This is a genomic window from Micromonospora sp. CP22, assembly GCF_009712475.1.
Lineage (GTDB): Bacteria > Actinomycetota > Actinomycetes > Mycobacteriales > Micromonosporaceae > Micromonospora.
In genome coordinates this window covers 253,883-278,377 of record NZ_VCJO01000006.1, presented here as the reverse complement: position 1 = coordinate 278,377, position 24,495 = coordinate 253,883, and the positions used below count along the sequence as shown (strand labels likewise).

25 protein-coding genes and 1 pseudogene are annotated in these 24,495 nt (G+C 70.9%); 10 read left to right on the top strand and 16 right to left on the bottom strand.

The genetic code is table 11. The features are described from left to right. Positions 1 to 33 precede the first annotated feature (33 nt). The 3 genes and pseudogenes from FF096_RS13985 to FF096_RS13975 form a co-directional block, all read right to left on the bottom strand. Positions 34 to 2,058, bottom strand: coding sequence for a hypothetical protein (locus FF096_RS13985; RefSeq protein ID WP_309223265.1), 2,025 nt, complete (start codon positions 2,056 to 2,058; stop codon positions 34 to 36). A 130-nt stretch (positions 2,059 to 2,188) separates the two neighbouring features. Beyond that, positions 2,189 to 2,434, bottom strand: a pseudogene (locus FF096_RS13980) (hypothetical protein); the annotation flags it as partial. Beyond that, positions 2,431 to 2,772 (bottom strand): DivIVA domain-containing protein, encoded by a 342-nt coding sequence (locus tag FF096_RS13975; RefSeq protein ID WP_155218068.1) that lies wholly within the window; start codon positions 2,770 to 2,772, stop codon positions 2,431 to 2,433. The pseudogene FF096_RS13980 and the gene FF096_RS13975, both read right to left, overlap by 4 nt. Positions 2,773 to 3,040: 268 nt before the next feature. On the opposite strand from FF096_RS13975, the gene FF096_RS13970 reads away from it, so the two are divergent. From FF096_RS13970 to FF096_RS13930, 9 genes are all read left to right on the top strand, one after another. After that, positions 3,041 to 3,877 carry a helix-turn-helix transcriptional regulator gene (locus FF096_RS13970; RefSeq protein WP_309223264.1) on the top strand — a complete coding sequence of 279 codons (837 nt, stop codon included), beginning with the start codon at positions 3,041 to 3,043 and terminating at the stop codon, positions 3,875 to 3,877. A gap of 13 nt (positions 3,878 to 3,890) precedes the next feature. Beyond that, on the top strand, positions 3,891 to 4,097 hold the full coding sequence (locus FF096_RS13965; protein WP_309223263.1) for a DUF397 domain-containing protein: 207 nt from the start codon (positions 3,891 to 3,893) through the stop codon (positions 4,095 to 4,097). Positions 4,098 to 4,261: 164 nt separating this feature from the next. Continuing rightward, entirely contained in the window at positions 4,262 to 4,525 is a 264-nt protein-coding gene (locus FF096_RS13960) for a hypothetical protein (protein ID WP_155218064.1), read from the top strand. 2 nt (positions 4,526 to 4,527) lie between these two features. After that, the gene (locus tag FF096_RS13955; RefSeq protein WP_155218062.1) at positions 4,528 to 4,788 is read left to right on the top strand and encodes a hypothetical protein; all 261 of its coding nucleotides are present in this window, start codon (positions 4,528 to 4,530) and stop codon (positions 4,786 to 4,788) included. Then, positions 4,785 to 5,441 carry a hypothetical protein gene (locus FF096_RS13950; protein WP_155218060.1) on the top strand — a complete coding sequence of 219 codons (657 nt, stop codon included), beginning with the start codon at positions 4,785 to 4,787 and terminating at the stop codon, positions 5,439 to 5,441. Before FF096_RS13955 ends, FF096_RS13950 begins: the two co-directional genes overlap by 4 nt. 1 nt (position 5,442) lies before the next feature. Further along, positions 5,443 to 5,850, top strand: coding sequence for a hypothetical protein (locus FF096_RS13945; protein WP_155218219.1), 408 nt, complete (start codon positions 5,443 to 5,445; stop codon positions 5,848 to 5,850). A 318-nt stretch (positions 5,851 to 6,168) separates the two neighbouring features. After that, complete coding sequence (locus FF096_RS13940; protein ID WP_309223262.1) at positions 6,169 to 6,882, top strand: hypothetical protein; 714 nt, start codon at positions 6,169 to 6,171, stop codon at positions 6,880 to 6,882. Between the two features lie 118 nt (positions 6,883 to 7,000). Next, on the top strand, positions 7,001 to 8,347 hold the full coding sequence (locus tag FF096_RS27290; RefSeq protein ID WP_309223261.1) for a helicase-associated domain-containing protein: 1,347 nt from the start codon (positions 7,001 to 7,003) through the stop codon (positions 8,345 to 8,347). Positions 8,348 to 8,378: 31 nt separating this feature from the next. Further along, positions 8,379 to 8,801 (top strand): DNA-binding protein, encoded by a 423-nt coding sequence (locus FF096_RS13930; RefSeq protein ID WP_155218058.1) that lies wholly within the window; start codon positions 8,379 to 8,381, stop codon positions 8,799 to 8,801. A 125-nt stretch (positions 8,802 to 8,926) separates the two neighbouring features. Here FF096_RS13930 and argH read toward each other — a convergent pair whose 3' ends face one another. From argH to FF096_RS13880, 10 genes are all read right to left on the bottom strand, one after another. After that, positions 8,927 to 10,390 (bottom strand): argininosuccinate lyase, encoded by a 1,464-nt coding sequence (argH, locus tag FF096_RS13925; RefSeq protein WP_309223283.1) that lies wholly within the window; start codon positions 10,388 to 10,390, stop codon positions 8,927 to 8,929. 58 nt (positions 10,391 to 10,448) lie between these two features. Beyond that, the gene (locus FF096_RS13920; protein ID WP_309223260.1) at positions 10,449 to 10,964 is read right to left on the bottom strand and encodes an arginine repressor; all 516 of its coding nucleotides are present in this window, start codon (positions 10,962 to 10,964) and stop codon (positions 10,449 to 10,451) included. A 53-nt stretch (positions 10,965 to 11,017) separates the two neighbouring features. Next, on the bottom strand, positions 11,018 to 11,944 hold the full coding sequence (gene argF / locus FF096_RS13915; protein WP_155218054.1) for an ornithine carbamoyltransferase: 927 nt from the start codon (positions 11,942 to 11,944) through the stop codon (positions 11,018 to 11,020). Beyond that, on the bottom strand, positions 11,941 to 13,185 hold the full coding sequence (locus FF096_RS13910) for an acetylornithine transaminase (protein ID WP_230462577.1): 1,245 nt from the start codon (positions 13,183 to 13,185) through the stop codon (positions 11,941 to 11,943). Before FF096_RS13910 ends, argF begins: the two co-directional genes overlap by 4 nt. Then, a complete protein-coding gene (argB, locus tag FF096_RS13905; RefSeq protein ID WP_309223259.1) occupies positions 13,182 to 14,069 on the bottom strand; it encodes an acetylglutamate kinase in 888 nt (295 codons plus the stop codon). Before argB ends, FF096_RS13910 begins: the two co-directional genes overlap by 4 nt. 112 nt (positions 14,070 to 14,181) lie before the next feature. Beyond that, a complete protein-coding gene (gene argJ / locus FF096_RS13900; RefSeq protein WP_155218052.1) occupies positions 14,182 to 15,351 on the bottom strand; it encodes a bifunctional glutamate N-acetyltransferase/amino-acid acetyltransferase ArgJ in 1,170 nt (389 codons plus the stop codon). Further along, a complete protein-coding gene (gene argC / locus FF096_RS13895) occupies positions 15,348 to 16,349 on the bottom strand; it encodes an N-acetyl-gamma-glutamyl-phosphate reductase (RefSeq protein WP_155218050.1) in 1,002 nt (333 codons plus the stop codon). The genes argJ and argC overlap by 4 nt, the downstream gene beginning before the upstream one ends. Positions 16,350 to 16,478: 129 nt before the next feature. Further along, entirely contained in the window at positions 16,479 to 17,288 is an 810-nt protein-coding gene (locus FF096_RS13890) for a hypothetical protein (protein WP_230462576.1), read from the bottom strand. Beyond that, complete coding sequence (locus tag FF096_RS13885; protein WP_155218048.1) at positions 17,285 to 19,570, bottom strand: hypothetical protein; 2,286 nt, start codon at positions 19,568 to 19,570, stop codon at positions 17,285 to 17,287. Before FF096_RS13885 ends, FF096_RS13890 begins: the two co-directional genes overlap by 4 nt. Before the next feature lie 20 nt (positions 19,571 to 19,590). Beyond that, positions 19,591 to 20,379, bottom strand: a complete 789-nt coding sequence (locus FF096_RS13880) for a hypothetical protein (RefSeq protein ID WP_155218046.1) — start codon at positions 20,377 to 20,379, stop codon at positions 19,591 to 19,593. A gap of 171 nt (positions 20,380 to 20,550) precedes the next feature. Between FF096_RS13880 and FF096_RS13875 the strand changes: the two genes are divergently transcribed. Then, positions 20,551 to 21,435: a Crp/Fnr family transcriptional regulator gene (locus FF096_RS13875; RefSeq protein ID WP_230462575.1), complete on the top strand. Its 885-nt coding sequence runs from the start codon at positions 20,551 to 20,553 to the stop codon at positions 21,433 to 21,435. A gap of 37 nt (positions 21,436 to 21,472) precedes the next feature. Here the strand turns inward: FF096_RS13875 and FF096_RS13870 are convergent, their stop codons facing one another. The 3 genes from FF096_RS13870 to FF096_RS13860 are packed head-to-tail and all read right to left on the bottom strand — an operon-like array spanning position 21,473 to position 24,485. Continuing rightward, positions 21,473 to 22,498 (bottom strand): NAD-dependent epimerase/dehydratase family protein, encoded by a 1,026-nt coding sequence (locus FF096_RS13870; RefSeq protein WP_309223258.1) that lies wholly within the window; start codon positions 22,496 to 22,498, stop codon positions 21,473 to 21,475. A gap of 8 nt (positions 22,499 to 22,506) precedes the next feature. Beyond that, positions 22,507 to 23,286: a glycosyltransferase family 2 protein gene (locus FF096_RS13865; protein ID WP_309223257.1), complete on the bottom strand. Its 780-nt coding sequence runs from the start codon at positions 23,284 to 23,286 to the stop codon at positions 22,507 to 22,509. Beyond that, entirely contained in the window at positions 23,283 to 24,485 is a 1,203-nt protein-coding gene (locus FF096_RS13860; RefSeq protein WP_155218045.1) for a nucleotide sugar dehydrogenase, read from the bottom strand. Before FF096_RS13860 ends, FF096_RS13865 begins: the two co-directional genes overlap by 4 nt. Between the last annotated feature and the right edge of the window lie 10 nt (positions 24,486 to 24,495).

Sequence of the window (24,495 nt, the reverse complement as noted above, 5' to 3'; positions counted from 1 at the left end):
CACCGGGGCGCACGAGGATCGGCGGCCCGTGGCTCACAGGCGCAGGGCCTCAACGGCGTCGCGGAGCGTGGCCGCTCGCGCAAGCGGCCGGAGGACGCCCTCCTCGGCCAACCAGAGGTGGCAGGTACCGCGGTTGAATGATGCCGTGACGGGTTGGCCGGCGTAGTGGTTGCCGAGCCGGCGGATCAGCACGGTCGGGTCCGGCGGCGGTGGCGACGGTGCGGCCTGCGGGACGGGTACCGGCTGCTCCGGGTCTCGGGGCACGGTGGCGAGCAGATGGTTGTCCAGGTGCTCGACGCAGCGGGCGACGGCCAGTTCGACGCTGGCGTACAGCGGCAGCTCAGGGCCGATCTCGGCGTCGCGCGCCGCGAGCCCCACGTGCCACCGCTCCCCCTGGATCTTCGTCGGGTCACCGACGTCGAGCCGGTGGTCGCAGTAGGTCAGCACGGCGGTCAGGTCCACAGCGTGCGCGAGCCGCAGCAGGTCGGTCAGCGACGGTGCGTCAGGGACGGCGGCCAGCACGAACAGGCGCGCTCCGGGTAGCCCGGCGGCGAGGCGTTCGAGGTGCTGCCGGGCCGGCTCGACGTCGGGGTCGAAGGCGGTCACCGTACCGTCGAGCAGGTCCTGGTCGAGCGGCCAGTCCTCGTCGAGACGGCTCAGGTCAGCCGGGCGTACCCCGAAGGTGGTGGCGTGGCGGGCCAGCCGCCAGCGGGTGGGAAGCTGATGCACGGTGGTGCCGTTGGGTTGGTGGCCGACCACCGGCGCGGCCTCGCCCGGCATCGGTCGCCAGGTCTCGTGGCTCACCCGGCGCAGGTCGGTCACGGTCACCGTCAACGCCGCCGGGATGCGCCCGCTGTCCCGGCAGGTCGAGCAGCGCAGCGCCGACGGGGCGAAGCCGGCACCGGCACAGTCCGGGCAGTGCGGGTCAGACCGGCTGGCGGCGGTACGCCGACAGTCGCAGCGGCGCAGCCGGGTGCCGGGCCGGCAGTCCGGGCACGGCCGCTGCGCGATCGGCTCACCCCACCAGACCGGATCGGGCGGCTCGGTGGCCCGCCGCAGCTTCTGCTCGACCCGCTGGACGATCTGGCCGGTCTCCCGCTCGTACAGCTCCTCCACCCGGCCGGCAGGGTGCAGCGGCGTGTGCCACCAACGCCCGTCGCGCCAGATGGCCTGCGCCCCGGGCGCGTCGCCGGCCAGGTCCGCGAGGACCTTCCGGGCGAGCCGGTCAAGATCCACCACCCGGGGTACGTCGGCAGTCGGCACCGGCCGCACCGTGTACGCGGGGGCGTGCCGTCCCCGCTCGTCCAGCCCACGCAGGGCGCTGGCCACGGTGGTGCCGGCGACCGCCGAGGCGAGATCGACGGCACCGGCAACGTGCCGCTCCCGGGGCACCGGCGAGCCGGGCAGGTCGTAGCGCACCTGCCAGAGCAGCCAGCCGTGCCGGTGGCGGGCCTCCACCACCAGGTCGAGGTGAAGCAGATCGGCCAGCCCGCAGAGCCGGGCCAGCTCGTGGCCGGGAACCGCAGGCGACGGTGTTTCGGTGCTGCGTCCCACGTAGACGCGCCACGGGTCGAAATCCTGCCGGGCCAGGGCCGCTGCCTCCAGCGCCAACCGCCGCCGTTGCGGCAGATCGGGCTGCCACGACGTCGGGTACCAGACCAGAATGTCGTCCAGGCGCCGCCGACCCCAGCGCGGGCGCAACCCCCGCACCCCGACCGTCTCGGCCAGCTCGCCGACCAGCTCCCGCGCTCGCCACACCCGTTCCGCGTCGACCTGCGGCACGACCCGACCGGGCACCAGCCGCCGGGAAGCCGCCGCCCCGCTGTCCAGGTTGACCACCGTCACCACGAGCTGCGCCCGCCGCCGCCCGCTCTGCCCGCACCGGTAACACACCTCGGCCACGCTGCCGTCGCCGCCGCAGACCCGACAACCGGCGTACGCCTCGTCGCGGTACGCACCCACGTCCACCACCAGCCGGTCCCCGCCGTCGGTGCAGCAGCACCGCCGCACCAGGAAACCCATCCCCGAACACTCGTCACAGTCGACCACCGCGGTCACTGGTCTGTATCCGTTCGCGACTGTGGGGCTCGCAAACCCGGCTCACTCCTCGCGCTCACAGGTCTGTCTCCGTTCGCGACTGTGGGGCTCGCAAACCCGGCTCACTCCTCGCGCTCACAGCCGACCACCGCCCAAGCCGGCGGGCGCACGCCCCGTCGTGGTCGACCCCCAGCAGGCACCGCCCGCCGCCGGGCAGCCGCAGATCACAGAAGACCCGATGGCGTACGCCCTGCTCGTCCTCGCCCGACACGGTGGTCTCCCCCGGATCGGCCTGCGGCAGCATCGACGCCCAGCGGGCCACCACCCGGGCCAGCCGCTGCGCGCCGGTGAGATCGGACGCCACCACCGGCAGGTGCACGACGTACCGGCCGCTCACCGGTAACGCCCCTGGTTCTCCCGTACCTGCTCGGAGCGCCAACGCCGCAGCGCGGCCTTGACCTGGTCGGCCTCCCGGCGGGACTCGGCCACCTGCCGGTACGCCGCCTCCAGGTCACCGGCGACCTGGTCGAGGAACCTGGCAACCTCGATCGGGTCGTAGCCGCGCCGCCCCAGCGGGAACCGCTGCTGACGCACCTGCCACGGCCGCAGCGGCCGGTAGCTGCCGGTGCGGTAACAGGTCCCCGAAATTGAAGGACTGACGGCTTGTTCGGCGTGCCGCGCGGCGTACCTGGTGTCCGTGGGCCCGGCGGTTCGCCGCCGGAATGGGTTGCGCATGACAGACCTCGCTCTCGTCAGCGTCAGCGATGTGGAAGGCGGGTCCATCGGCCCGCCGCGCACCGACGGACCCGCCACGCACCCACCACCGCAGCCCTGATGGCAGTACGGCAGCGGGGCAGCAGGTTGCCGCGGGGACCAAGTCGGAGGTGATAACTCAGCCGATCCGTGACACTACTCATCGTGTACCGGGTTGGGCCCGATACGCAACTCCCGATTTGGGATGGGGTCGTTGCGGATCGCGCACCGATCCGGAACACTGACTGTCGTGACTGGAAGCCCAACGGTCCGACGTCGACGCCTGGCCGCTGCCTTGCGTCGACTCCGCGAGCAGACCGGCATGACCGCTGACCAGGCGGCCAAGGAGATCGGCATCTCCAAGTCGGCGTTGAGCCGGATCGAGAATGCCCAGGTCTCCGTGATGCCACCGGTCGCCCGGGGCCTGCTGGAGTTGTACGGCGTCGAAGGAGACGAGGTCGACGCACTGGTCCAGGTGGCCAGGGATGCCCGCAAGCGCGGCTGGTGGCAGGCGTACGACGACGTGTTGCCGGAGTGGTTCGAGGTCTACGTGGGTCTGGAGGCGGAGGCATCGGAGATTCGCGCCTTCGAGCCTCAGTTGATCCCCGGCCTGCTTCAGACCGCCGACTACGCCAGAGCCGTGGTGCGCGCCGAACATCCCGATGCGTCGACTGAGGAGGTCGATCGACGCGTCGAGCTGCGGCTACGCCGCCAACGGGCCGACAACCCGCCCAAGCTGTGGGTGGTGTTGGACGAGGCCGTGCTGCGTCGCCCGGTCGGTGGCACCGCCGCCTTCAGGGCGCAGTTGCGGCGACTCGCGGATGAGGCGGACCAGCCTGGGCGCACGATTCAGATCCTCACCTTCGCCGCTGGCGAGTATGGCTCGATGGGTAGCGCCTTCAGCGTCCTCACGTTTCCTGAACCGGCCGATCCCGGCATCGTCTACGTCGAAACCCGCGCGGGTAGCCTCTATCTCGAAGGCCAACAGGTCAGGGAGTACAGCCGAGTCTTCGAGCACCTGGTCGCCACGGCGGCCAGCGCTCGGGAGTCGCGCGACCTGATCCGACGGGCGATCGACGAGTCATGAGAGGACGGCGCGGGTGGAAGAGGTCAGCACGGCCCGCGTGACCTGGCGGAAGAGTACGCGCAGCAACGGATCCGGCAACTGCATCGAGGTCGCGAATGACTTCGCGGGTTCGGTGGGTCTACGGGACAGTAAGGACCCCAACGGCCCGGTCCTCGCATTCAGTCCAGCGGCGTGGGCAACCTTCGTCTCTGGCCTGAAACGGGAGACGCTGCACAACTGAGCGCAGTAGACGGAGGGAACGTCATCCACGCAAGATGGCGTTCTCCCTACTCGTCGAACGCGGGGCTGCGAACAGCCATCAACGTCGGATAGTGTTCGCCCGACTACTGAACAGTGGCGCCCGCCGGGCTGTGCGGTGCGTTCGTCAGTTCCGGGAAGGACGGCATGGCCAGCATCGAGCAGGTAAAAGCCGCGCTCGCCCAGGCAGCCGAGCAGAGCAACACCACCACGAACCAGATCCGGGCGACTGTCGACGGCATCGAGCAGGTGCTCACCCTGCTGCGGATGGTCGCCGCCGGCACCGGTCACCCTGCCCTCGCCGAGTCCATCGCCCGCGCGGAGCAGAGCAAGCAACGGCTGATCGAAGCTGCCACGACACTCCAGGGCAGCACCCAGGCCGCCCAGCAGTACATCAGCGTTCTGGGCTGACCATGAGCGTCGGCGACGTGAAGGCGACTCTCCGCGACGGCACTCTGTCACTCGACCAGGCGAAGGCGACCATCGAGCGCGTCGGTGACAGGCTGGCCGAGGTGCGAAGGATCGCCTCGGCCACGCTCCACGACAGCCAACACCCCGAGGCGCAGAAGGCTCGGAAGGCACTCGCCGATGCGGTACGCGAAGTGGAGTTGGCCCTGCGGACGATTGGCGTCGCCAGGGGACATGCCATCGCGTTCACGAACAAGCTCGGATGAGCAGCCTCCTCACGCGCGTAGTCGCCCAGCTCAACGCGGCGATCGAACAACTCGACGAACTTGCGGTGATGGCCGTACACGCTCAGGAGGAAATTCGCCAAGGGCATAGCCGATATGCGGAGGTACGCCAGGGCACCGATGATCGAGACTGCCGCTTGGCAGTGACGCAGAGCCGCACGGCCGCCGACAAGGCAGGTCGACTCGGTCGACTGACCAGCAACGCCGCCACGCATCTCGCCTCCTACGCCAACGCGATTGCTCCCGGCTCCACCCCTACACGCAACAGCGCAGGTGATGGGTCTCCGTCGGGCGAACGTCTGGTCACCGAGTCGGAGGCGCGCGGCAACAAGGCGGAGGCATTCCTCCGGCGGCACGTCAAGAAGGCCGACGAGACGGAAGGCAACCTCCAGAACGCAGAGCAGGCCGCGACGACTGCGTTCCGCGAATTCGTTCGGGAGGCGAAGGGCGGCGCAGGTGGCACGTCGACGTCCACTACGCAGCCCAAACCCGCCGTGCCGTCGGATCGACCACAGTTGGAGCACCCGGTCACCTCGGTCATCATGGCAGCCGGCGCAGTGGCCGTCGGTCTCAAAGGTCTGTGGAACATGACCAAGAAGAATCGGGAGAGGAAGCCTCGTGACGATCAATCCTGAGATGATCGCCTATATCCGAACGATGGTTAAGGGCGAGCACGCGGAGAACGACCGCATCGAGGCGCGCCTCGACGACCAGGGTTGGGAAGGCTTCGGCACTCTGCTGGGTGCGGTCTTCTACTTTGCCGTCAACCGACGGTTTCCCGACGGTGCTAGTCCGGACGAGGTGATCCGGTTCGTCAGCGAGATGCGGCGCATGACAACCGGTGGCCCCGAAACCGATGCGACCAGTGCCGAAAAGCTGATCATGGCTGCTCTCGATCCCAGCATCGACACCGACATCGACCCGCACGTTGCCGGCCGTGTCCAAGGTCTGACCATCCTGCACACACTCGGCGCGGACACCGTCTCCGACGAGGAGTTGGACGCTCTCCTCACCGAGGCGGCGGCTCTGGCCAGCCGGATCTAACCTCGCACCGCCGCAAGGGTCGAGGGGACAGACGACTGCGGTGGGCGATTGGATGAGTGAGCCACAGTCCGGCGCTGCACGTCCTCACTCGAAGACTGGTCGCCGGGGTGGGCGGCACTGCACGGCCCAACATCGGACGACAGGGTCGGCGGTGTCGCTGCTCCCTGCTACTCGCTCCTGATGTCGGCGAACTCTCTCGCTCGGTTGCCTGGCGGCCCTCCCCGCGACCCGCCCGACCGAAGCAGCCGGGCATTGATCATTGGTGAACGGTGCGCGTGGCGGTTTGACGTGTCCCGGGGTCGGAATCAGGATGTCGCGGTGACATCACGCGAGCTGAAGGCGAAGGCTCAGGCGCTCCGGGCGGCTGGCAGGACACCCAAGCAGATCGCCCGGGAACTCGGGGTCACCCGGGCCGTGGCCACCAATCTCGTACGGGGTACCGCTGTCGACCGGCCGAACCGCGTCCATCCCTCGGAGCTGCCGCTGGTCGGCTGCTGGGTCAGCCGGCAGTGGAGCAACGGCCTGGGCTTCACCGACCGGCCTGACGACTGGGTTGACGACGAGGAACTGCTGCCGATGGCGGTGGGCGCGGGGCTGGTCAGCGTCGCGGTCGCCCGCCGTGCCGGCGACGCGCTGGTCACCTGCGGGTTCCTGGTCGACACCTACTGCCTGGGCGTGAAGAACGCTCTGCCGCCGACAACCTCTGGCCCCGGCGAGTTGCCGTACTTCGTCGCCGACTTCTTCGCGGCGTACGACAGCGAGCCGCTCGCGGCCCCTGCCGACCTCGCCCGTGAGCTGGTCTTCGGTGCCGTCGACTACGCCCGTGGTCTCGGCTTCGACCCGCACCGCGACTTCTACAGCGCCGCCCCGCACCTCGGCACCTGGGAGCCGCCGAGTCGGATCACGTTCGGCCTCGACGGCAAGCCGTACTTTCAGCAGGGACCGCACGACAACCCTCAGCGGATCATCCGTACCCTCGACAAGTCGGTCGGCGCCGGCAACTACCACCTCACGGTGGTGTCGGAGGTGTAGTGACCGTGGCATCGCGGACCGACCACTCGCGGTGAGGCTGCGGGTTCTGCCCGGGGCGATCGAGTTTCCGCAGCGGTGTGGCCGCGACCGACGTGGACGACGTGGAGAGGAAGGCAGCGTGGCCGAGTTCGTGCGTCACACCGAACGGTACGCGGCCGAAGATGTGCACGCCGTGCTGCGGCTGTGCGATTCCGGGCGGCTGCGATGCAGCGAGAAGACGCGGCGGCCGGCGGCGGCCAGCGTGGTCGAGGTGGCCAAGACGCTGGTCTCGGGTGACTTCTATCCGGACGAGCCGATCGCTGCGTTCGCCTGGCCGCTGCTGGTGCAGGCTGGCGGCTTCGCTGAGATCACCAGCGGCAGGTTGCAGGTGACCGCGAAGGGTAGGGCCGCTCTCGCCAAACCACCCGCCACGATTATTCAGGCGATGTGGCGATCCTGGTTGAGCAAGGGGCTGATCGATGAGTTCAGCCGGATCGAGAGCATCAAGGGGCAACGGGCCGCCAATGTGCTCACCGCGCCGAAGGCACGGCGGCAGAAGGTGTCCGAGGCGCTCACCGCCCAGCCTGTCGGCGAGTGGGTCGACGTGGACGCTCTCTTCGCGCAGATGAAGCAAACCGCCTGGTCGCCGCGGGTGGCGCGCAGCGAGCGGGCGCTGTGGAAGCTGTACCTGGAGGACCCGCATTACGGCAGCCTCGGCTACGCCGGGTTCGGCGAATGGGAGCTGCTGGAGGGCCGCTACACCCTCGCGGTGCTCTTCGAGTACGCCGCGACGCTGGGCCTGATCGACGTCGCTTACGACGAGCCGGTCGGCGCCCGCGATGACTACCACGAGAACTGGGGTGCCGACTCCTTCGACGCGCTCAGCCGGTACGACGGGCTGCGGGCGATCCGCCTCAACGACCTCGGCGCGTACGTACTCGGCGTACGCAAGTCGTACACTCCGCCGCAGCCGGAGGCACCCGAGCGTACGTTGAAGGTCCTACCCAACCTCGATGTCGTGGCTGTCGGCTGCCCTTCCCCGGCCGAGTTGCTGGTGTTGGAGAGCTACGCCCGCCGCACCGGTGATCACGTCTGGACCGTGAGCCGGGAGAGTCTGCTCGCCGCCGTCGATGCCGGGCGGCAACCGGACGAGTTCACCGCATTCTTGCAGGCTCGGGCCGCGCAGCCCAACCTACCCGGTGCGCTGCTGACGCTGTTGGATGAGGTCGCCGAGCGGGCCGGGCGGCTCACCGACCTCGGGCAGGTGCGCCTCATCGCCTGTGCGGACCCGGCCCTGGCCACACTGATCAGCCACGACCGGGCGCTACGGTCCCTGTGCCGGCTGATCGGTGACCAGCATCTGGCGGTGCCCGTCAACCGGGATGAGGACTTCCGGCGGGCGCTGACCACCCTCGGCTATGCCGTGCCGGTGGGCGCGTCACACCCGCCCGCGCCACCTCGCCCGCGAGCATCAACAGATCGTTGACAACACTTCGTTGAAGTGTTGCACTGGGGGCATGACCACCGAATCCAGCATCGCCCGAGAGCGGGCACACCACACCCATGCCGCCCTGCAACGGCTCACCGAGCGGCATGCGGCCACCGAGCAGCAGCGTCACCGGCACACCAATCCGTACGCCGCCGACCCGTACGAGGCGATCGCCGTGCTTCTGGCACTGGCCGCCGGGTCAGCCGAGCCGGTGCCGGGTGAGGACCCGGTGGACGAGGCGGATCTGCTCGCTGCGCTGGCGCTCTTCCCGCACCTGCGAGCCGAAATCGACGCCATGGAGGCGGGCCTGTTCAACCTGGCCCGCGCTCGGGGGCTGACCTGGCAGGCGATCGGCCAGGGGCTCGGCCTGGGCAGCGCCCAGGCCGCCAAGCAACGCTCCGACCGCCTCACCACCCGCACCTCCCCCACCCCCGCCGCGCCACGCTGCTGAGGCAGCAACTTCGGGGATGTCGCTGCCTCAGCGAGGCCGGGAGACAGCAACATCCCTGAAGTTGCGCACGACAGCCAGGCGCACGACAGCCAGGCGCACGCGACAGCCAGGCGCGGCGGGGTGGGTCAGCGGGGGACGACGGGTTGGTTGGCCCACTCGCGCCAGGTGACCAGTTGGTCGGCGGCGGTGGCGAGCTGGTCGCCGACCGGGCCGGGGCCCGTGGAGCCGGGCGTGGTCCGGGCGGCCAGCGCCGAGCGGACCGACAGCACATCGCGTACGCCGGGGTTGAGGTGCTCGCTGACGGCGGACAGGTCCTCGTCGGAAACCTCGTCAAGGGCACAGTCCCGGGCCGCACAGAGCGCCACCAGCTTGCCGGTGATCTCGTGGGCGTCCCGGAACGGCACGCCGTTGCGGACCAGCCAGTCGGCGATCTCGGTGGCCAGGGAGAAGCCCACCGGCGCGGCGGCGACCAGGCGGTCGACGCGTACCGTCATCGTGGAGATCATCCCGGCCAGCGCCGGCAGCAGCAGTTCCAGGGTGTCGACCGCGTCGAAGGCCGGCTCCTTGTCCTCCTGCATGTCCCGGTCGTACGTCATCGGCAGGCCCTTGAGCATGGTCAGCACCGCGACCAACCCACCGACCAGCCGGCCGGACTTGCCCCGGGCGAGTTCGGCGATGTCCGCGTTCTTCTTCTGCGGCATGATCGACGAGCCGGTGGCGAAGGCGTCGTCCAGTTCCACCCAGCCGAACTCCTGCGACGTCCAGAGCACCACCTCCTCACCGAGGCGGGACAGGTGCACCCCGATCATCGCGGTGATGAAGAGGAACTCGGCGACGAAGTCCCGGTCGGCGACCGCGTCCATCGAGTTGGCGAAGGACGTGCGGAAGCCGAGTTCCTTGGAGACCGCCACCGGGTCCAACGGCAGCCCCGAACCGGCCAACGCGCCCGCGCCGAGCGGGCTGACCGCCGTACGGTGGTCCCAGTCGCGCAGCCGCTCCAGGTCCCGCAGCAGGGGCTGCACATGGGCCAGCAGCCAGTGACCGAAGGTAACCGGCTGGGCGTGTTGCAGGTGCGTCATACCGGGCGCGGCGGTGTCCACGTGCCGCCCCGCCTGCTCCACCAGCGCCTCGGCCAGCTCGACCAGCCGGGCGGCCACCCCCCGCGCGTGGTCACGCAGGTAGAGCCGCAGGTCGGTGGCGACCTGGTCGTTGCGGGAGCGCCCGGCGCGCAGCTTGCCGCCGAGGCTGCCGAGCCGCTCCAGCAGCCCACGCTCCAGGGCGGTGTGTACGTCCTCGTCGTCGACCGTGGGGCGGAACGTGCCTGACGCGCACGCGGCCTCCAGATCGTCGAGGGCGGCGAGGATGCGGCCCAGCTCGTCCGGGTCGAGCAGGCCCGCACCGGCCAGCACCCGGGCGTGCGCCCGGGATCCGGCGATGTCGTACGGGGCCAGCCGCCAGTCGAACTGCACGCTCACCGACAGTCGGGCGAGCGCCTCCGACGGGCCACCGGCGAACCGGCCTCCCCACAGGCTCGTCCGGTTGGCCGCTGCGCTGTTCTCGGTCAAGCTCTTGTCGTCCACCCGGTCAATTGTGGTCCCCACGATCAGCCGTCCCCCAACCGGGCACCCAGGTCTGACGCGACCTCACTCATGGCGTACCGCTCCCTTCGGCGCTGTCGTCCCGGCGGGCCCAGCCGGCGAGCCGTTCACCGAGTGCGGCGCCACCGTCGGCGGTGCGCGCCACGACGAAGATGGTGTCGTCGCCGGCGATGGTGCCGACGACCTCCGACAGGCCCGCCCGGTCCACCGCGCTGGCCAGATAGTGGGCGGCACCCGGCGGAGTACGCAGGACCGCGATGTTGCCGCTGGAGTCGACCTCGTTGAGTAGCTCGCGCAGCAACCGCACCAGCCGGGCCGGTGCCGCCTCGGCGTCGCGCAGCGGGCGATGGCCGTCCTCGGGGATGACGTACACGGCTCGGCCGTCACCGCCACGAGCGGTGACCGCGCCGAGTTCCTTGAGGTCCCGGGAGAGGGTGGCCTGGGTGACCTGGACGCCCTCGTCGGCGAGCAACTCGGCCAACTCGGTCTGCGAGCGGACCGCCCGCTCGCGGATCAGCTCGACGATGCGGGCGTGTCGGGCGCTACGGGTCAGTGGTGCGGTCACTCAGCCAACCTTCCGTTCCCGGTTGCGGGAGGCCGCCGCGCGGCGTCGCTCGCTCACCCGTGCTCCCCCAACAGGAACGTGAGCAGCGCCTTCTGGGCGTGCAACCGATTCTCCGCCTGGTCGAAGACGGCACTCTGCGGGCCGTCGAGCACCTCGTCGGTGATCTCCTCACCGCGATGTGCCGGCAGGCAGTGCAACACGATAGCCGTTGGCGCGGCGTGCCCGAGCAGCGCCTTGTTGACCTGGTAGGGCAGGAACGGGGTGGTGCGGTCCAACCCGTCGTCCTCCTGTCCCATCGAGGTCCAGGTGTCGGTGGCGACCACGTCGGCGTCGCGGACGGCGGCGACCGGGTCGGTGAGCACCCGGACCGAACCACCGGTGTCGGCGGCGATCGCCTCGGCCCGCGCCACCACGTCCGCGTCGGGGTGGAAGCCGACCGGACCGGCGACGCGCACGTGCATCCCGGCGGTCGCACCGGCCAACAGGTACGAGTGGGACATGTTGTTCGCCGCGTCCCCGACGTAGGCCAACGTCCGCCCCACGGTGCCGCCGCACCGCTGGCGGACGGTGAGCAGGTCGGCGAGCAACTGGCACGGGTGGAACCCGTCGGTCAACGCGTTGACCACCGGCACGGTGGCACCCGCGGCCACCTCCGCGATCCGGTCGTCGCCGTGGGTACGCAGCACGATCGCGGCCACGTACCGGGACAGCACCCGCCCGGCGTCGCCGAGCGACTCGCCCCGGCCGAAGTGGGTCACCTGGGTGTCCACCACCAGCGGATGACCACCGAGTTCGGCGATGCCGACGTCGAAGGAGATCCGGGTACGCAGACTCTGCTTGTCGAACAGCACCGCCACCGAACGCGGCCCGGCCAGCGGCGCGAACCCGAACCGGTCGGCTTTCATCCGGTCGGCCAGGTCGAGCACCGTGGACTGCTCGGCCGGGGACAGGTCGTCGTCGCGCAGGAAGTGCCGGGTCATGCGGAAGCCTCCGTCGGAGCGGGAGTCGGGATCGTACTGCGCGGCGGCGCCTCCTCGACCACGCGCTCCGGGACGCTCGCCGACGCGGTCAGGGCGGCGGGCAGCGCCGCGAGGAAGGCGTCGACCTGGCCGGCGGTGAGGATCAGCGGCGGTGCCAGGCGGATCACGTCGGGCTGGATCGGGTTGACCAGGAAACCGGCGTCGCGCAGCGCCCCGGCGAGGGCGGCGGAGACCGGTGCGGTCAGGGTGATGCCGAGCAGCAGACCCGCACCACGTACGCCGCCGACGAGCGGATGGCCGAGGTTCTCGATCCCCCGACGCAGCCGCTCACCCACCCGCTTGACGTGGTCGAGCAGCCCTTCGCTGGCGATGGTGGAGATCACCGCCAGGGCGGCGGCACAGCTCACCGGGTTGCCACCGAAGGTGCTGCCGTGCGAACCGGGGCCGAGCAGGTCGGCGGCCGGTCCGAAGGCCAGGGTGGCACCGATCGGCAGCCCACCGCCGAGCCCCTTGGCCAGGGTCACCACGTCCGGTTCGACGCCGTCGGCCTGGTGGGCGAACCAATGCCCGGTCCGGCCGACCCCCGTCTGCACCTCGTCGAGCACGAGCAGGGCACCGTGCCGGGCGGTGATCCGCCGGGCCTCGGCGAGATACCCGGCGGGCGGGACCACCACCCCGTTCTCGCCCTGGATCGGTTCCAGGATCACCATGGCCGTGGCGTCGCTCACCGCCGAGGCCAGGGCGGCGACGTCACCGTACGGGACGTGGGTGACCTCGCCGGGCAGCGGCCGGAACGGGTCGGCCTTGGTCGGCTGGCCGGTCAGGGCCAGGGCACCCATGGTGCGGCCGTGGAAGCCGCCGACAGTGGCCACCACCTGGGTACGGCCGGTGCAGCGGGACAGCTTGAACGCCGCCTCGTTGGCCTCGGCGCCGGAGTTCGCGAAGAAGACCCGCCCCGGTCGACCGGCCAGCGCCAGCAGCAACTCGGCCAGCGCCACCGGCGGTTCGGAGATGTACAGATTGGAGACGTGGCCCAGCGTCGCCACCTGCTTCGACACGGCCGCGACCACCGCCGGGTGGGCGTGGCCGAGCGAGTTGACCGCGATGCCACCGAGCAGGTCGACGTACTCCCGGCCGGCCTCGTCGACCACGACGGCACCGGAACCGGACACCAGCGCCAGCCCCGGGGTGCCGTAGTTGTCCATCATCGCCTGCCGCCACCGGCTGACCAGAGCACTCATGAGGGGACCACCATCGTTCCGAAGCCTTCCGAGGTGAACACTTCCAGCAGGGTGGAATGGGCGACCCGACCGTCGACGACGTGCGCGGCCGGCACCCCACCGTTGACGGCCCGCAGGCACGCCTCCATCTTCGGCACCATGCCGGACTCCAGTGACGGCAGCAGCTTCGCCAACTCGTCGGTGTTGATCTCGCTGATCAGGCTGGACCGGTCGGGCCAGTTCGCGTACAGGCCGGGCACGTCGGTGAGCACGACCAGCTTGCGGGCCCGCAGAGCGATCGCGAGCGCGGCGGCGGCGGTGTCGGCGTTCAGGTTGTGCAGCACCCCGTCCGCGTCCGGCGCCACCGTGGAGATCACCGGGATTCGACCGGCCGCGATCAGGTCGTCCACCGCCGAGACGTCCACCGACTCGACGTCACCGACCTGACCGACGTCGACCGGCTGCCCGTCGACGTACGCGGGCCGCCGCACCGCGGTGAACAGCCCGGCGTCCTCCCCGGAGAGACCGACCGCGAACGGACCGTACGCGTTGACCAGCCCGACCAGTTCCCGGCCGACCTGGCCGACCAGCACCATCCGGACCACGTCCATCGCCTCCGGCGTGGTCACCCGGAGACCGCCCCGGAACTCGCTGTCGATGCCGAGCCGGCCGAGCATGGCCGAGATCTGCGGTCCGCCGCCGTGCACCACCACCGGCTTGAGCCCGACGTAGCGCAGGAACACCATGTCGGCGGCGAAGGCGTGCTGCAACTCCGGGTCGACCATGGCGTTGCCGCCGTACTTGATGACGACGGTGGAGCCGGAGAAACGGGCCAGCCACGGCAGCGCCTCGATCAGCGTGGCGGCTTTCGCCTGGGCGTTGCTGACATCCGAGTTCGCGCTCACCACACCGACCTTTCGCTCCCGACCGCAGGACTCCGCTGCGCTGCGTTCCTCGCGCCCACCGCACCACACTTCGCTCGCACTGCGGGACTCCGCTGCGCTGCGTTCCTCGCGCTCACGTTGAATAGGCCGAGTTCTCGTGCACGTAGGCGTGCGACAGGTCGTTGGTCCACACGGTCGCCTCGGCGGAGCCGGTGTGCAGGTCGATCCGGATGGTGACGTCCCGGCCGGAGAGGTCGACCTTGGAGCGGTCCTCAGCGGCGGCACCGGCCCGGCAGACCCAGATGCCGTTGACCGCCACGTCGACGGCGTCCGGCTCGAACGCGGCAGAGGTGGTGCCGACGGCGGCGAGGATCCGACCCCAGTTCGGGTCGTTGCCGAACAGCGCGGTCTTCACCAGGTTGTTGCGGGCCACCGACCGGCCCACCTCGACCGCGTCGTCCTCGCTGGCCGCACCGACCACCTCGATGGCGACCTGCTTGGTGGCCCCCTCGGCGTCGGCGATCAACTGCTGGGCCAGGTCGTGGCAGGCGGCGGTGACCGCCGAGGCCAGGTCCGCCTCGCTCGGGGTGACACCCGAGGCACCGCTGGCCAGCAACAGCACCGTGTCGTTCGTCGACATGCAGCCGTCGGAGTCGACCCGGTCGAAGGTGACCCGGGTGGCCGCGCGCAGCACCGCGTCGAGGGTCTCCGGCCCGGCCACCGCGTCGGTGGTGAGGACACAGAGCATCGTCGCCATCCCCGGAGCCAGCATGCCGGCGCCCTTGGCCATGCCGCCGACGGTCCAGCCGGCGCCGGAGACGACGGTGGTCTTCGGCCGGGTGTCCGTCGTCATGATCGCCTCTGCGGCGGCTGGTCCACCCTCGCGGGAGAGTCCTCGCGTGGCGGCGTCCACACCGTCGAGCAGGGTCGGCATCGGCAGCCGCACGCCGATCAGGCCGGTGGAGCAGACGGCCACCTCACCCGCGCCGATCTGGTGCGGATGCGCCGAACTCAACGCGGCGGCGGTGTGCTCGGCGGTGGCGTGGGTGTCCTGGAAGCCGGCCGGGCCGGTGCAGGCGTTCGCACCACCGGAGTTGAGCACCACGGCCCGCACGAGGCCGCCCCGGACGACCTGCTCGGTCCAGAGCACCGGTGCCGCCTTGACCCGGTTGGTGGTGAAGACCCCGGCGACAGCGGCGTCGGGGCCGTCGTTGACCACCAACGCCACATCCGGTGCGCCGCTGCTCTTCAGCCCGGCGGCCACCCCGGCTGCCCGGAATCCCTCGGGTGCGGTCACGGTCATGGCGCGGTCCCCCACACGGACAGGCCCGTGGTCTCGGGCAGACCGAACATCAGATTGGCGTTCTGCACCGCCTGGCCTGCGGCACCCTTGCCGAGATTGTCCAGAGCGGCGACCACGATCAGGCGGCCGGAGTCGACGTCGACGGTCGCCTGAAGGTGGCAGGAGTTGCCGCCCAACGTGGCGGCGGTGTGCGGCCACCGCCCCTCGGGCAGCAGATGCACGAACGGTGCGTCCGCGTACGCCTGCGCCAGCACCGCACGCGGGTCGGCGTCGCCGGTCGGCAGCGCGGTGACCGTGGCTAGGATGCCGCGCGGCATCGGCGCCAGCACCGGAGTGAACGACAGCCCGGTAGCCCCGGTGGCCTGCTTGATCTCGGGTACGTGCTGGTGCGCGCCCACCTTGTAGGGCGACATGTCGCCCATCACCTCGCTGCCCAGCAGGTGGGTCTTGGCGCTCCGGCCCGCGCCCGAGGTGCCGGACGCGGCGACGACCACCACGTCGTCGGGTCGGGCGATGCCGGCGGCGATCAACGGGGCCAGCGCGAGGGTGATCGTGGCCGCGTAGCAGCCGGTGTTGGCCACCCGGTCGGCGGCGGCGATCCGCTCCCGCTGACCGGGCAACTCGGGCAGGCCGTAGGTCCACGTGCCCGCGTGCCGACCGCCGTAGTAGCGGGTCCAGGCGTCACCGTCGATGAGTCGGTGGTCCGCCCCCAGGTCCACGATCCGCAGCCCGGCGGGCAGCTGCGCGGCGATCGCCGCCGACTCGCCGTGCGGCAGGGCGAGGAAGACCAGGTCGGCCTCGGCGAGCACCTCCGGCGTGGTCTCGCCGAGCGTCACCTCCAGGCCGGTCAGCTGCGGGTGGACGGCGTCGAGCCGTTGCCCGGCCTGGCTGTGCGCGGTGGCGGTGACCAGGTCGAACTCGGGATGTCCGGCGAGCAGTCGGAGCAGTTCACCACCGGCGTAGCCACTCGCCCCGGCAACCGCAGCCCGAATTCCCATACCCACCTCCGCATGACTATGCAGTGAAGAATAGCCGCACCCAGCTACCGCTGCAAGGTCATACAGCCTGCCGCATGGTGATGAAGGGGTGCGGTGGCCCTCCCGGTGCCAGGGAGGGCCACCGCACGATCAGTTGGCGCGCCCCGACAGCCCGTGTTGGCGCTCGTACGTCCGGAGCGCGACATCCCAGGCCTGGGTGTACTCGGACGGCCCGAGCCCAAGGTCACCGTGCCCCTTCACCGCCTCCCGCAGCAGAGTCACGAGATCCGGGATGACGCCCCGGCGCTCCTCCACGTACCGGTGGAAGACCTCCGCGAACTCCGCCCCGGCCAGATGCGCGGCGTGTCCGGTGACCGGATCGTCCTCGAGACTCTGCAGCACCGCGGCCCAGCGGCGGGTCAGGTCGTCGGCCTGCCAGGCACGGATCTTCTGCAGTTCGTGCTGGCACTCCAGCTCGATCCGCCTCTCCCAGTACGGCCGCAGCCGCTCCCGTACCCGCTCGTCCGGGCTGACCCGCAGGTGGACGCCGAACTGCGGCAGGTTCGAGTCCTGTGGCCAGCGCTGGTGCATCAGCAGGTTGTTCAGTGCCCGCTCCAGGTCGTGGGCGCGGTGCGGCTCGTGCTCCCGGGCAAGGTCGATCGACCTCTCCCGGACGATCCCACCCGCCCAGGGCAGCAGCCCCTCGGCGCGGGCGCGCAACTCCTCGAAGCTCATGTTCGAGGCGGTCCAGGCGTAGACGGCGTGCAGCCGGAAATCGAAGGCGTCGCCCTTGGCCGGCACCAGCAGCGGCTGCGGTACGTCCTGCCGGAAGGTCACGCGGGAGCGAACCGCCGGCCGTGGCACGGCCGGCGAGGCGAAGATCGAGTGCCACCAACGGCGCTGCGGCTGCCTCGGCACGGGCGGGCGTAGGTCCGGATTCACCGGGGGCTGATTGCTCATGGGTAGTCCTCACCGATCAGTCGTTCGACCTCGTCGAGCAGAACGTTGCGGGGCATCACGGAACGCCACACGTGCCGTAGCTGGTGGTCGAGTCGCCGGCACAGCGGTGGCCGGCCGGACACCACGAGTCGCAGCAGCGCCAGGACGTAGCTCGCGACCTCCGGCTGCCCGTCCGCGCGGTTGAGCCAGAACCCCAGAGTCCGCCAGGCCCGGTACGCCGTCTCCGGCAGACTCAGCGAGGTGGCCCAGAGCGTCGCCAGGTCGTCCGGGGCGACGACCCCGACGCGGGCGAGATCCAGCAGTTCCGGCCACTGCTCCCGGGGCGGCCGTGCCCACCGTTCGGCCAGCACCCGCAGCGTCCGGGCGGCGTGCAGGCGCACCTCCCGGTCGGGCGAGCGGGTCCACTCCGCCAGGTCGGGCAGCAGCGTCGCGGCGTGACCACTCTGGTAGACCTCGACCAGGCCCCGAACCACCGAGTTGTTCCACCGTTGCATCCGCGCGGACGCCACCAGGCGCAACTGGACCAGGGCCACGTCGGGCCAGAGCCGGGCCAGCCCGAGCTCGTGGGCACGGGCCACGGTGTCCCGCAGGTGGGCGGCCGAGCCGGCGGCCCAGCTGTCCAGCTCGACGCGTACCCGCTGTCTCAGCCGGGGTTGCATGGCCATCGCGACGAGCACGATCGCCGCCGCCTGCCGCACGCCGGCCCGCCGCTCCCGGGCCAGCTCACGCACCGTGTCCAGGGCCGCCTGCACGTTGCGGCCCGCCGTCCAGCCGACCGCGCCGGCCGCGGCCTGCCGCACCACCGGCTGGTCGGCGCGCACCAGATCCGCGAGCCAGCCGAGCAGCACTCTCGGCTCCCACCAGTCCGCCCACGCCGCGTCGAGCACCGCGCTACGCAACTCCTCGCTGCCCGGCGCGAACTGGAGACGGACACCACCGGCGTTCCAGTCGTCGTCCGACACCGTCACCGCCGCCCGCAGCGTCGGGCCCAGCAGGTCGTCGAGCGTGGTGCCGCGCAGCCGCACCGGAGCCGCCCTCGACGGCGCGGGCTCGCCGCCGGCCGCCCCGTCGACGGTGGGAAGCCGGTCGGCGGCGACGAGCCGGTCGGCGGCGATCCGGATCTCCGAGGTCGTCAGGCCGGCGAGGATCGCGCAGCAGAGCCGGAACGCCCGTACCTGGGTGACGGACCAGCCGACGGCGGTCCCAGCGTCGTCCTCCGCGTCGAGGATGCGCGCGGCACGTTCGCGCAGCTGCCGAGGTAGCAGCTCGGCCAGGCGGTCGGTGAGCGCACCGGCGCGTGGCGCCGTCCGGGCGATCGCCTCCACCACCGCGACCACCTCGCGGGGCCGGGGCTCCCCGCTCAGGTACGCCGTGAGCATCGGGTGCCGGCCGCACTCCTCCTCGACATACCGCTCCACGCACGCACCGTCGCAACCGCCCGCGCAGAAGCCCACACACCGCCCGGCCAACTCGCGTCGCAGTCGGGCGCGGAACACCTCCTCAGCGCCGGCCGGCCGATGTTCGACCACACGGCCGCTGAGCTCCTGGATCCGTCGCGAGAAGTCGCCGACCAGCAGCAGCGTCACCCCGTAGGTCTCGGCGTGGGCCGCCAGGGCGACGAGCATGTAGCCGTCCACCGAGCGCACCGTCTCGTCGCTGACCCGCAGCACGTAACCGCAGCCGGACCGGGGACCGGAGTCCCTGCCGAGCAGGTCGGCGAGGTGTTCTACCCCCAGTACGCCCACCCGGTCGAGGCCGTGCCGACGGGCCGAGGCGACCATCGCCGAGGTGAAGCGGCCGGTGCCGGGCGGACCGGACAGACACAGCAGATGACGTTGTTTCAGCTGGCGATCCAACTGCTGATCACTCAGGGCCGGGGCGTACGCGTAGGCGACGTCCCGGACGGTCGCCTCGCTGAGCGTCTCCGACCAGACCCGACCTCCGGTCGCCGCCGCGGCCGTCACGTTGACCGTGCCGATGGCCATCGCGCCGTGACCCGTCGCGTTCTGCCCCCGCACCTGCATGTCGCCGACGTCGATGCGGGCACCGCCGCCGAGCAGGCCGGCGAGCCGGCGCAACACGTCAGCGGAGTCCAACGGCTCCTCGGCGTCGTCGACGTCGTCGATCTCCTCGACCCCCGGAGGCTCCTCGGTCGGATCCGGCGCCGGTGAGCTGTCGGCCGTCACCGGCGCCCGTGGCTCCTCCCCCGGCCGGTCGCCGGCCGGTGACTCGTCGGCGTCGACGTCACCGGGGGCGGGCGGCACCTCAGGATCGAACGACATCGATTCCGGATGGCGGTCGCTCACCGGTCCGTGCCCCCACCGAACGTCGCGTCACGGCCGATCGAACCGATCGCCATCGCACCCGGTCCGACGGCGTTCTGACCCTCGACGACGATGTCACCGGTGCGGATCCCACCCGCCGGACCCTCCGGCGGTTCGCCGGACGCGGGGCATGGACGCGTCGGCTCCTCGCCTGGGGTCGTCGGCAGGTCCACCCACGACGTGAGGTCCTCGTCGACGACACAGAGCCACGCCGGCTCGCGGAACTCCTTGGCCGGGTGCACGACGTCGACGCGCCGGAACCGATCCGGACGGAGTTCCTCGGGATACTCGGTGACCACATCGCGGTAGATGTCGGCGGAGACCACCAGCGCGACACCGGCGTCCGGGAAGGCCGCCAGGGCTCGACGTACCGGTTGCGCGTCGCACAACCTGCTGACCGCGACGACCGCCTGCCCGGGGAAGCCGTTGGCCCCGTCGAGATGGACCATGCCCTGGTGCACCGCGACCCGGAGCCGGATGCGGGCCGCCGGCAGGCGGCTGACGTTGTACCGCCGCAGCAGCCGGTCCAACTCCGGCACGAACCGGCCGATGACCCGGGCCTCGGAAACGTCGCGGGGCAGGATCGCCAACTCGCCGTCACCGGACTGCTGCGTCGTCCAACCGACCCGGTCCATGCCCACCGCGTCGGCCGCCTCCCGCAGCAGCCGGTGGAAGTCGTGCTGCGCCTCGTACTGTTGATGATTGGTACGCCGGCTGTAGCGCTCCATGTCCACGCAGACCAGCAGGCGCCGCTCCGGATGTCGCATACGGTCGACCCTCCTCACCACGGCCCGTCGGAGCCGGGCACCAGGTGACATCCAAGACGCGACCGGCGGCGAAGATCCCGTAGAAAGACGGCATCGCGACGGGCTGTCGGCCAACCGTCATCCCGTCCTGGTCGGTGATCTCGTCGGCGCGACGCGGGTGAACTGGAAGGCATGTGGACCGTGCCGATCGAGCTGCTCCTCGCGCTGGATCTGCAAACCTGGCTGACCCTCGGCCTGGTCGCCGGCTACCTGGTCACGGTGGCACTGCTCCGGCGGGCGTCGCGCACCGTACGCGGCCCGCTACGCTTCGATCTCTGTCGTTGGTCGATAAGGGTGGGAGCGTTGATGCGGCGAGACCAGCAGCCGAGCACGCAGTGGCCGCACGGCACCTTCCTCCAGCGGCTCGGCCCGCCCGTGCGGTCGGCGCTGCTGGAACTCGGTGTCCGCCGTCGGGTGCCGGCCGGGCAGATCCTGATCCACGAGGGACGGCGGGAGTCCCACCTGGTGCTGATCGAGGACGGGCTGACCAAGGTCACCGCGGCACTCCCGGACGGCCGTACCGCGTTGTTGTCGCTTCGGGTCGGCGGCGATCTCATCGGCGAGATGTCGGCGTTGAACGACGAGCCACGCTCCGCCACGGTCACCGCGTGCGGGCCGGCCCGCTACAGCGTCATCCCGCGAGAGCGGTTCCGGGCCTTTCTCCGCAGCCACCCGGACGCGGCGCTCGAACTCGCGGCCATGGTCTCGGACCGGCTGCGCTGGTCGAACCGGCGACGGATCGACTTCACCTCGTACCCCGTCAAGATCAGAGTGGCGCGGGTGGTGGCGGAACTGTCCCGCACCCACGGTCGGCAGGCGCCCGGCGGTGTCGTCATCGACGTACGGCTCACCCAGCCGGAACTCGCCACCATCTGCGGCGCCTCCGAGACCTCCGTCCAGAAGAGCCTGCGTGACCTGCGGGCTGAGGGCCTCGTCGACACCGACTACCGTCGGATGACCGTCCTCGACCTGCCGCGACTGCGGGCGCTGGGGCAACTCGACGCCGACGAGAGGTAGCGTCCGACGGCGGGCACGCGGCCCCGACCGGCGCGGGTCAGAGGCGACCCTCGGCGACGGCCCGGGTCACCCAGGGGATGACCTCGTCGAGCATCTCGTCCAGCGACGTGGTGGCGGTGAAGCCGAGCACCTCGGCGGCCTTGGTGGTGTCCGGCACCCGCTTGCGTACGTCGTACTGGAAGGGTTCGTCGCTGACGTACCGGAACGGCACGTCCGGTCCCTTGATCTTGCGCCAGATCAGCTCGGCCAGCTCCAGCACCGTGGTCGACTCGGCGGTGGAGAGATTGAAGTCCTCGTTGCGGGCCGCCGGGTGTTCGATGGCGAGCGCGATGCCGCGAGCCAGGTCACCGCCGTAGGTGTAGTGCCGCACCTGGTCACCCTCGCCGAGGATGTGCAGCGGATCCTGCCCCTTGACGATCTTCTGCACCAGGTCGGGCACCACGTGCGACATGGCCAGCTTCACGTTGCCGGAGAGCACCTCGGCCTGCCCCAGCGCCCGCCCCTCCCCCACGCCGACACAGTTGAACGGCCGCACGATGGTGTACGGCAGCCGGTACTGGTCCCAGGCGGCCCGGGCGTAGTACTCCACGGCCAGCTTCTGGAAACCGTACGAGGACAGCGGAGGCGGAATGCGCCGCTCGTCGCCCTCCCTGCTGGGCCAGTGCTCGGTGGACTCGAACACCATCGACGAGGAGAGATAGGTGACCTTGGACAGGCCACCGTCGCGATGCGCCCGGATCGCCGCGTCGCAGGTCGCCGCCATGATCCGCTCGTTGGTGGCGAGCAGGTCGTAGGCGTACGCGTGGAAGTAGGAGATCCCTCCGATCATCGCCGCACCGGCGACCAGGTGGTCGCAGCCGTCGAGCAGGTCGGTCAGCAGGTCGGTGTCTCGGGCGTCCCCCTCGACGAACCGGAACCGGGGGTGCCCCTCGTGGCTCTGCGAGACCGGGCCGTACTTCGAGAAGTCGTCGACGCCCACCACCTCGTGGCCGCGCTCCAGCAGCTCCGCGACGAGGTAGCCGCCGATGAAGCCGGCCGAACCAGTTACCAGGACCTTCGCCACGTACGCTCCTATGCCGTCTTCTCGAACTCGGTGCCGCGCGGTGCCGGCACCGCCGGCTTCCGCACCCGGGCGGTCAACTTCTCCCGGCTCAGTCGTCGACCGTAGGCGAACAGGTACCAGCGCAGGTAGCCGGGGAGGAAGCGCCCCAGGTCGAAGTGGGACTCGCCGAGCGGCCGATCCAGCCAGATGGTGGGGATCTCGGCCACCGGCAGGCGCAGCCGGGTGGCCTTCGCGGTCAGTTCCAGCCCGATCTCGAAGCCGGTCCGTGACTCGATGCCGACCTGCCGGACGAAGTCCGTGTCGTACGCCTTGAAGCTGTTGGTGGCGTCGCGGGTGCCCACCCGGGCGAAGGTGTACAGGCTGCGGCCCGCCCAGCGGGACAGCATCCGCTTCAGCCTCGGCCCACCGACCTGCTGGCCACCCGGCATGTAGCGGGAGGCCGCGGCGACCACCACGCCCCGGTCCACCAACCGGGCCAGCTCGTCGATCTGGCGGGGATCGTCGCATCCGTCGGCCATGGTCACCACCGCGACCGGTGCCCGCGCCGCGTCGATGCCGAACCGGATCGCGTTCGCCGGGCCCCGACCGTAGGTGTTGAGCACCGCCCGGACCCTCGGGTCGGTACGCGCGATCCGCTCGACGTACGGGACGGTGGTGTCCTCCGGCATGTCGTGCACGATGAGCACCTCGGCGGGCAGCAGCATCTCGCGCAGCATCCGCTCCAGGCAGCGGACGATCGCCTCGCCCTCGTTGTAGACCGGCACGATCACCGAGACCCGGGGGTTCACACCCGCACCCCCTGCCCGGTCAGCCCCCACATGTCGACCACCGGTTTCTCGGTGTCGAGGTGGGCGTACTGCTCGTGGGGCGCGGCGATGACCAGCAGGTCGGCCCGGCGCAGCACCTCGTCGAGGTCGACGAGGCGCTCGTCGGGCACGTACGGGTCGGTGCACAGCGTCTCGCGCGTCTTCAACGCCAGGATCTTGCGCAGCTTGTACGCCAGGCTCTCCCGGGGGTCGTCGCTGCCGCCCTTGAAGGCCATGCCGAGAATCCCCACCGTCGAGGTGGCCAGGTCGAACCGGTCCTCCAGACGGGACACCAGGTACAGCGGCAACCCTTCGTTGATCAGCATCGCCGAGTGGCCGAGGACGAAGTTGTTCCGGTTGAACGCGGCCAGCTGCATGGTGTCCTTGAACAGACACGGCCCGGCCGCGAACCCCGGCATCGGCAGGTCCGCCGCACGCGGATAGTCGTACGCCACCGCGTGCCGGATCCGGGCGAAGTCCAGCCCGAAGTCGTTGGCCATCATCCAGAACTGGTTGGCGGTGGCGAACTTGATGTACCGCCAGGTGTTGGTGAACAGCTTCGCCAGCTCGGCCTCCTCGGGCTCGAGCGGGACGATCTGGTCGGTCAGGTGCCGGAACAGCTTCTCCGCCCGGGTCAGCGCCTCCAGGGTCCGCGCGGCGACGATCTGCGGCAGGGTGAACAACTCGGTCATCGCCCGGCCCTCGGCGATCCGCTCCGGGCAGAACGCGACGTCCGCGCGCAGTCCCTTGCCGGCCAGCAGCTTCTCGGTCAACGCGGTCACGCCCGGGTAGACGGTGCTGCGCAGCACGATCAGCTGGCCGTCGCGCAGGTGCTCGGCGCAGCGTTCCAGGGCGCGGGGCACGGCACCGAGATCCGGGTTGAGGTGCTCGTCGACCGGTGTGCCGACCACGACGACCAGGTGCTCGGAGACGCCGACGGCAGCCGGGTCGGTGGTGGCCCGCAGCCGTCCGGCGGCCACCGCCTCGGCCAGTGGAGCGGCCGCGCCGGGCTCGGCGAAGGGCAGGGTGGCCGCGTTGACACCGGCGACGGCCTCGGCGTTGATGTCGTACAGCACGACGGACAGCCCTCGGGTGGCGAAGGCGATGCCCAGTGGCAGGCCCACCCGGCCACAACCACCGACTATGCAGACGTCGACCGAGGCGGGTGGATCATCGGACATGAGGGGGACT

Bases quoted from the DNA above. Each gene is read 5' to 3' on its own strand.
- FF096_RS13955 (WP_155218062.1), top strand. From the start codon at position 4,528: ATGAGCGTCGGCGACGTGAAGGCGACTCTCCGCGACGGCACTCTGTCA.
- argC (WP_155218050.1), bottom strand. From the start codon at position 16,349: ATGGGAATTCGGGCTGCGGTTGCCGGGGCGAGTGGCTACGCCGGTGGT.
- FF096_RS13860 (WP_155218045.1), bottom strand. From the start codon at position 24,485: ATGTCCGATGATCCACCCGCCTCGGTCGACGTCTGCATAGTCGGTGGT.
- FF096_RS13930 (WP_155218058.1), top strand. From the start codon at position 8,379: ATGACCACCGAATCCAGCATCGCCCGAGAGCGGGCACACCACACCCAT.
- FF096_RS13945 (WP_155218219.1), top strand. From the start codon at position 5,443: ATGATCGCCTATATCCGAACGATGGTTAAGGGCGAGCACGCGGAGAAC.
- argF (WP_155218054.1), bottom strand. From the start codon at position 11,944: ATGACCCGGCACTTCCTGCGCGACGACGACCTGTCCCCGGCCGAGCAG.
- FF096_RS13960 (WP_155218064.1), top strand. From the start codon at position 4,262: ATGGCCAGCATCGAGCAGGTAAAAGCCGCGCTCGCCCAGGCAGCCGAG.
- FF096_RS13890 (WP_230462576.1), bottom strand. From the start codon at position 17,288: ATGAGCAATCAGCCCCCGGTGAATCCGGACCTACGCCCGCCCGTGCCG.
- FF096_RS13975 (WP_155218068.1), bottom strand. From the start codon at position 2,772: ATGCGCAACCCATTCCGGCGGCGAACCGCCGGGCCCACGGACACCAGG.
- FF096_RS13910 (WP_230462577.1), bottom strand. From the start codon at position 13,185: ATGAGTGCTCTGGTCAGCCGGTGGCGGCAGGCGATGATGGACAACTAC.
- FF096_RS13950 (WP_155218060.1), top strand. From the start codon at position 4,785: ATGAGCAGCCTCCTCACGCGCGTAGTCGCCCAGCTCAACGCGGCGATC.
- FF096_RS13885 (WP_155218048.1), bottom strand. From the start codon at position 19,570: ATGTCGTTCGATCCTGAGGTGCCGCCCGCCCCCGGTGACGTCGACGCC.
- argJ (WP_155218052.1), bottom strand. From the start codon at position 15,351: ATGACCGTGACCGCACCCGAGGGATTCCGGGCAGCCGGGGTGGCCGCC.
- FF096_RS13880 (WP_155218046.1), bottom strand. From the start codon at position 20,379: ATGCGACATCCGGAGCGGCGCCTGCTGGTCTGCGTGGACATGGAGCGC.
- FF096_RS13875 (WP_230462575.1), top strand. From the start codon at position 20,551: ATGTGGACCGTGCCGATCGAGCTGCTCCTCGCGCTGGATCTGCAAACC.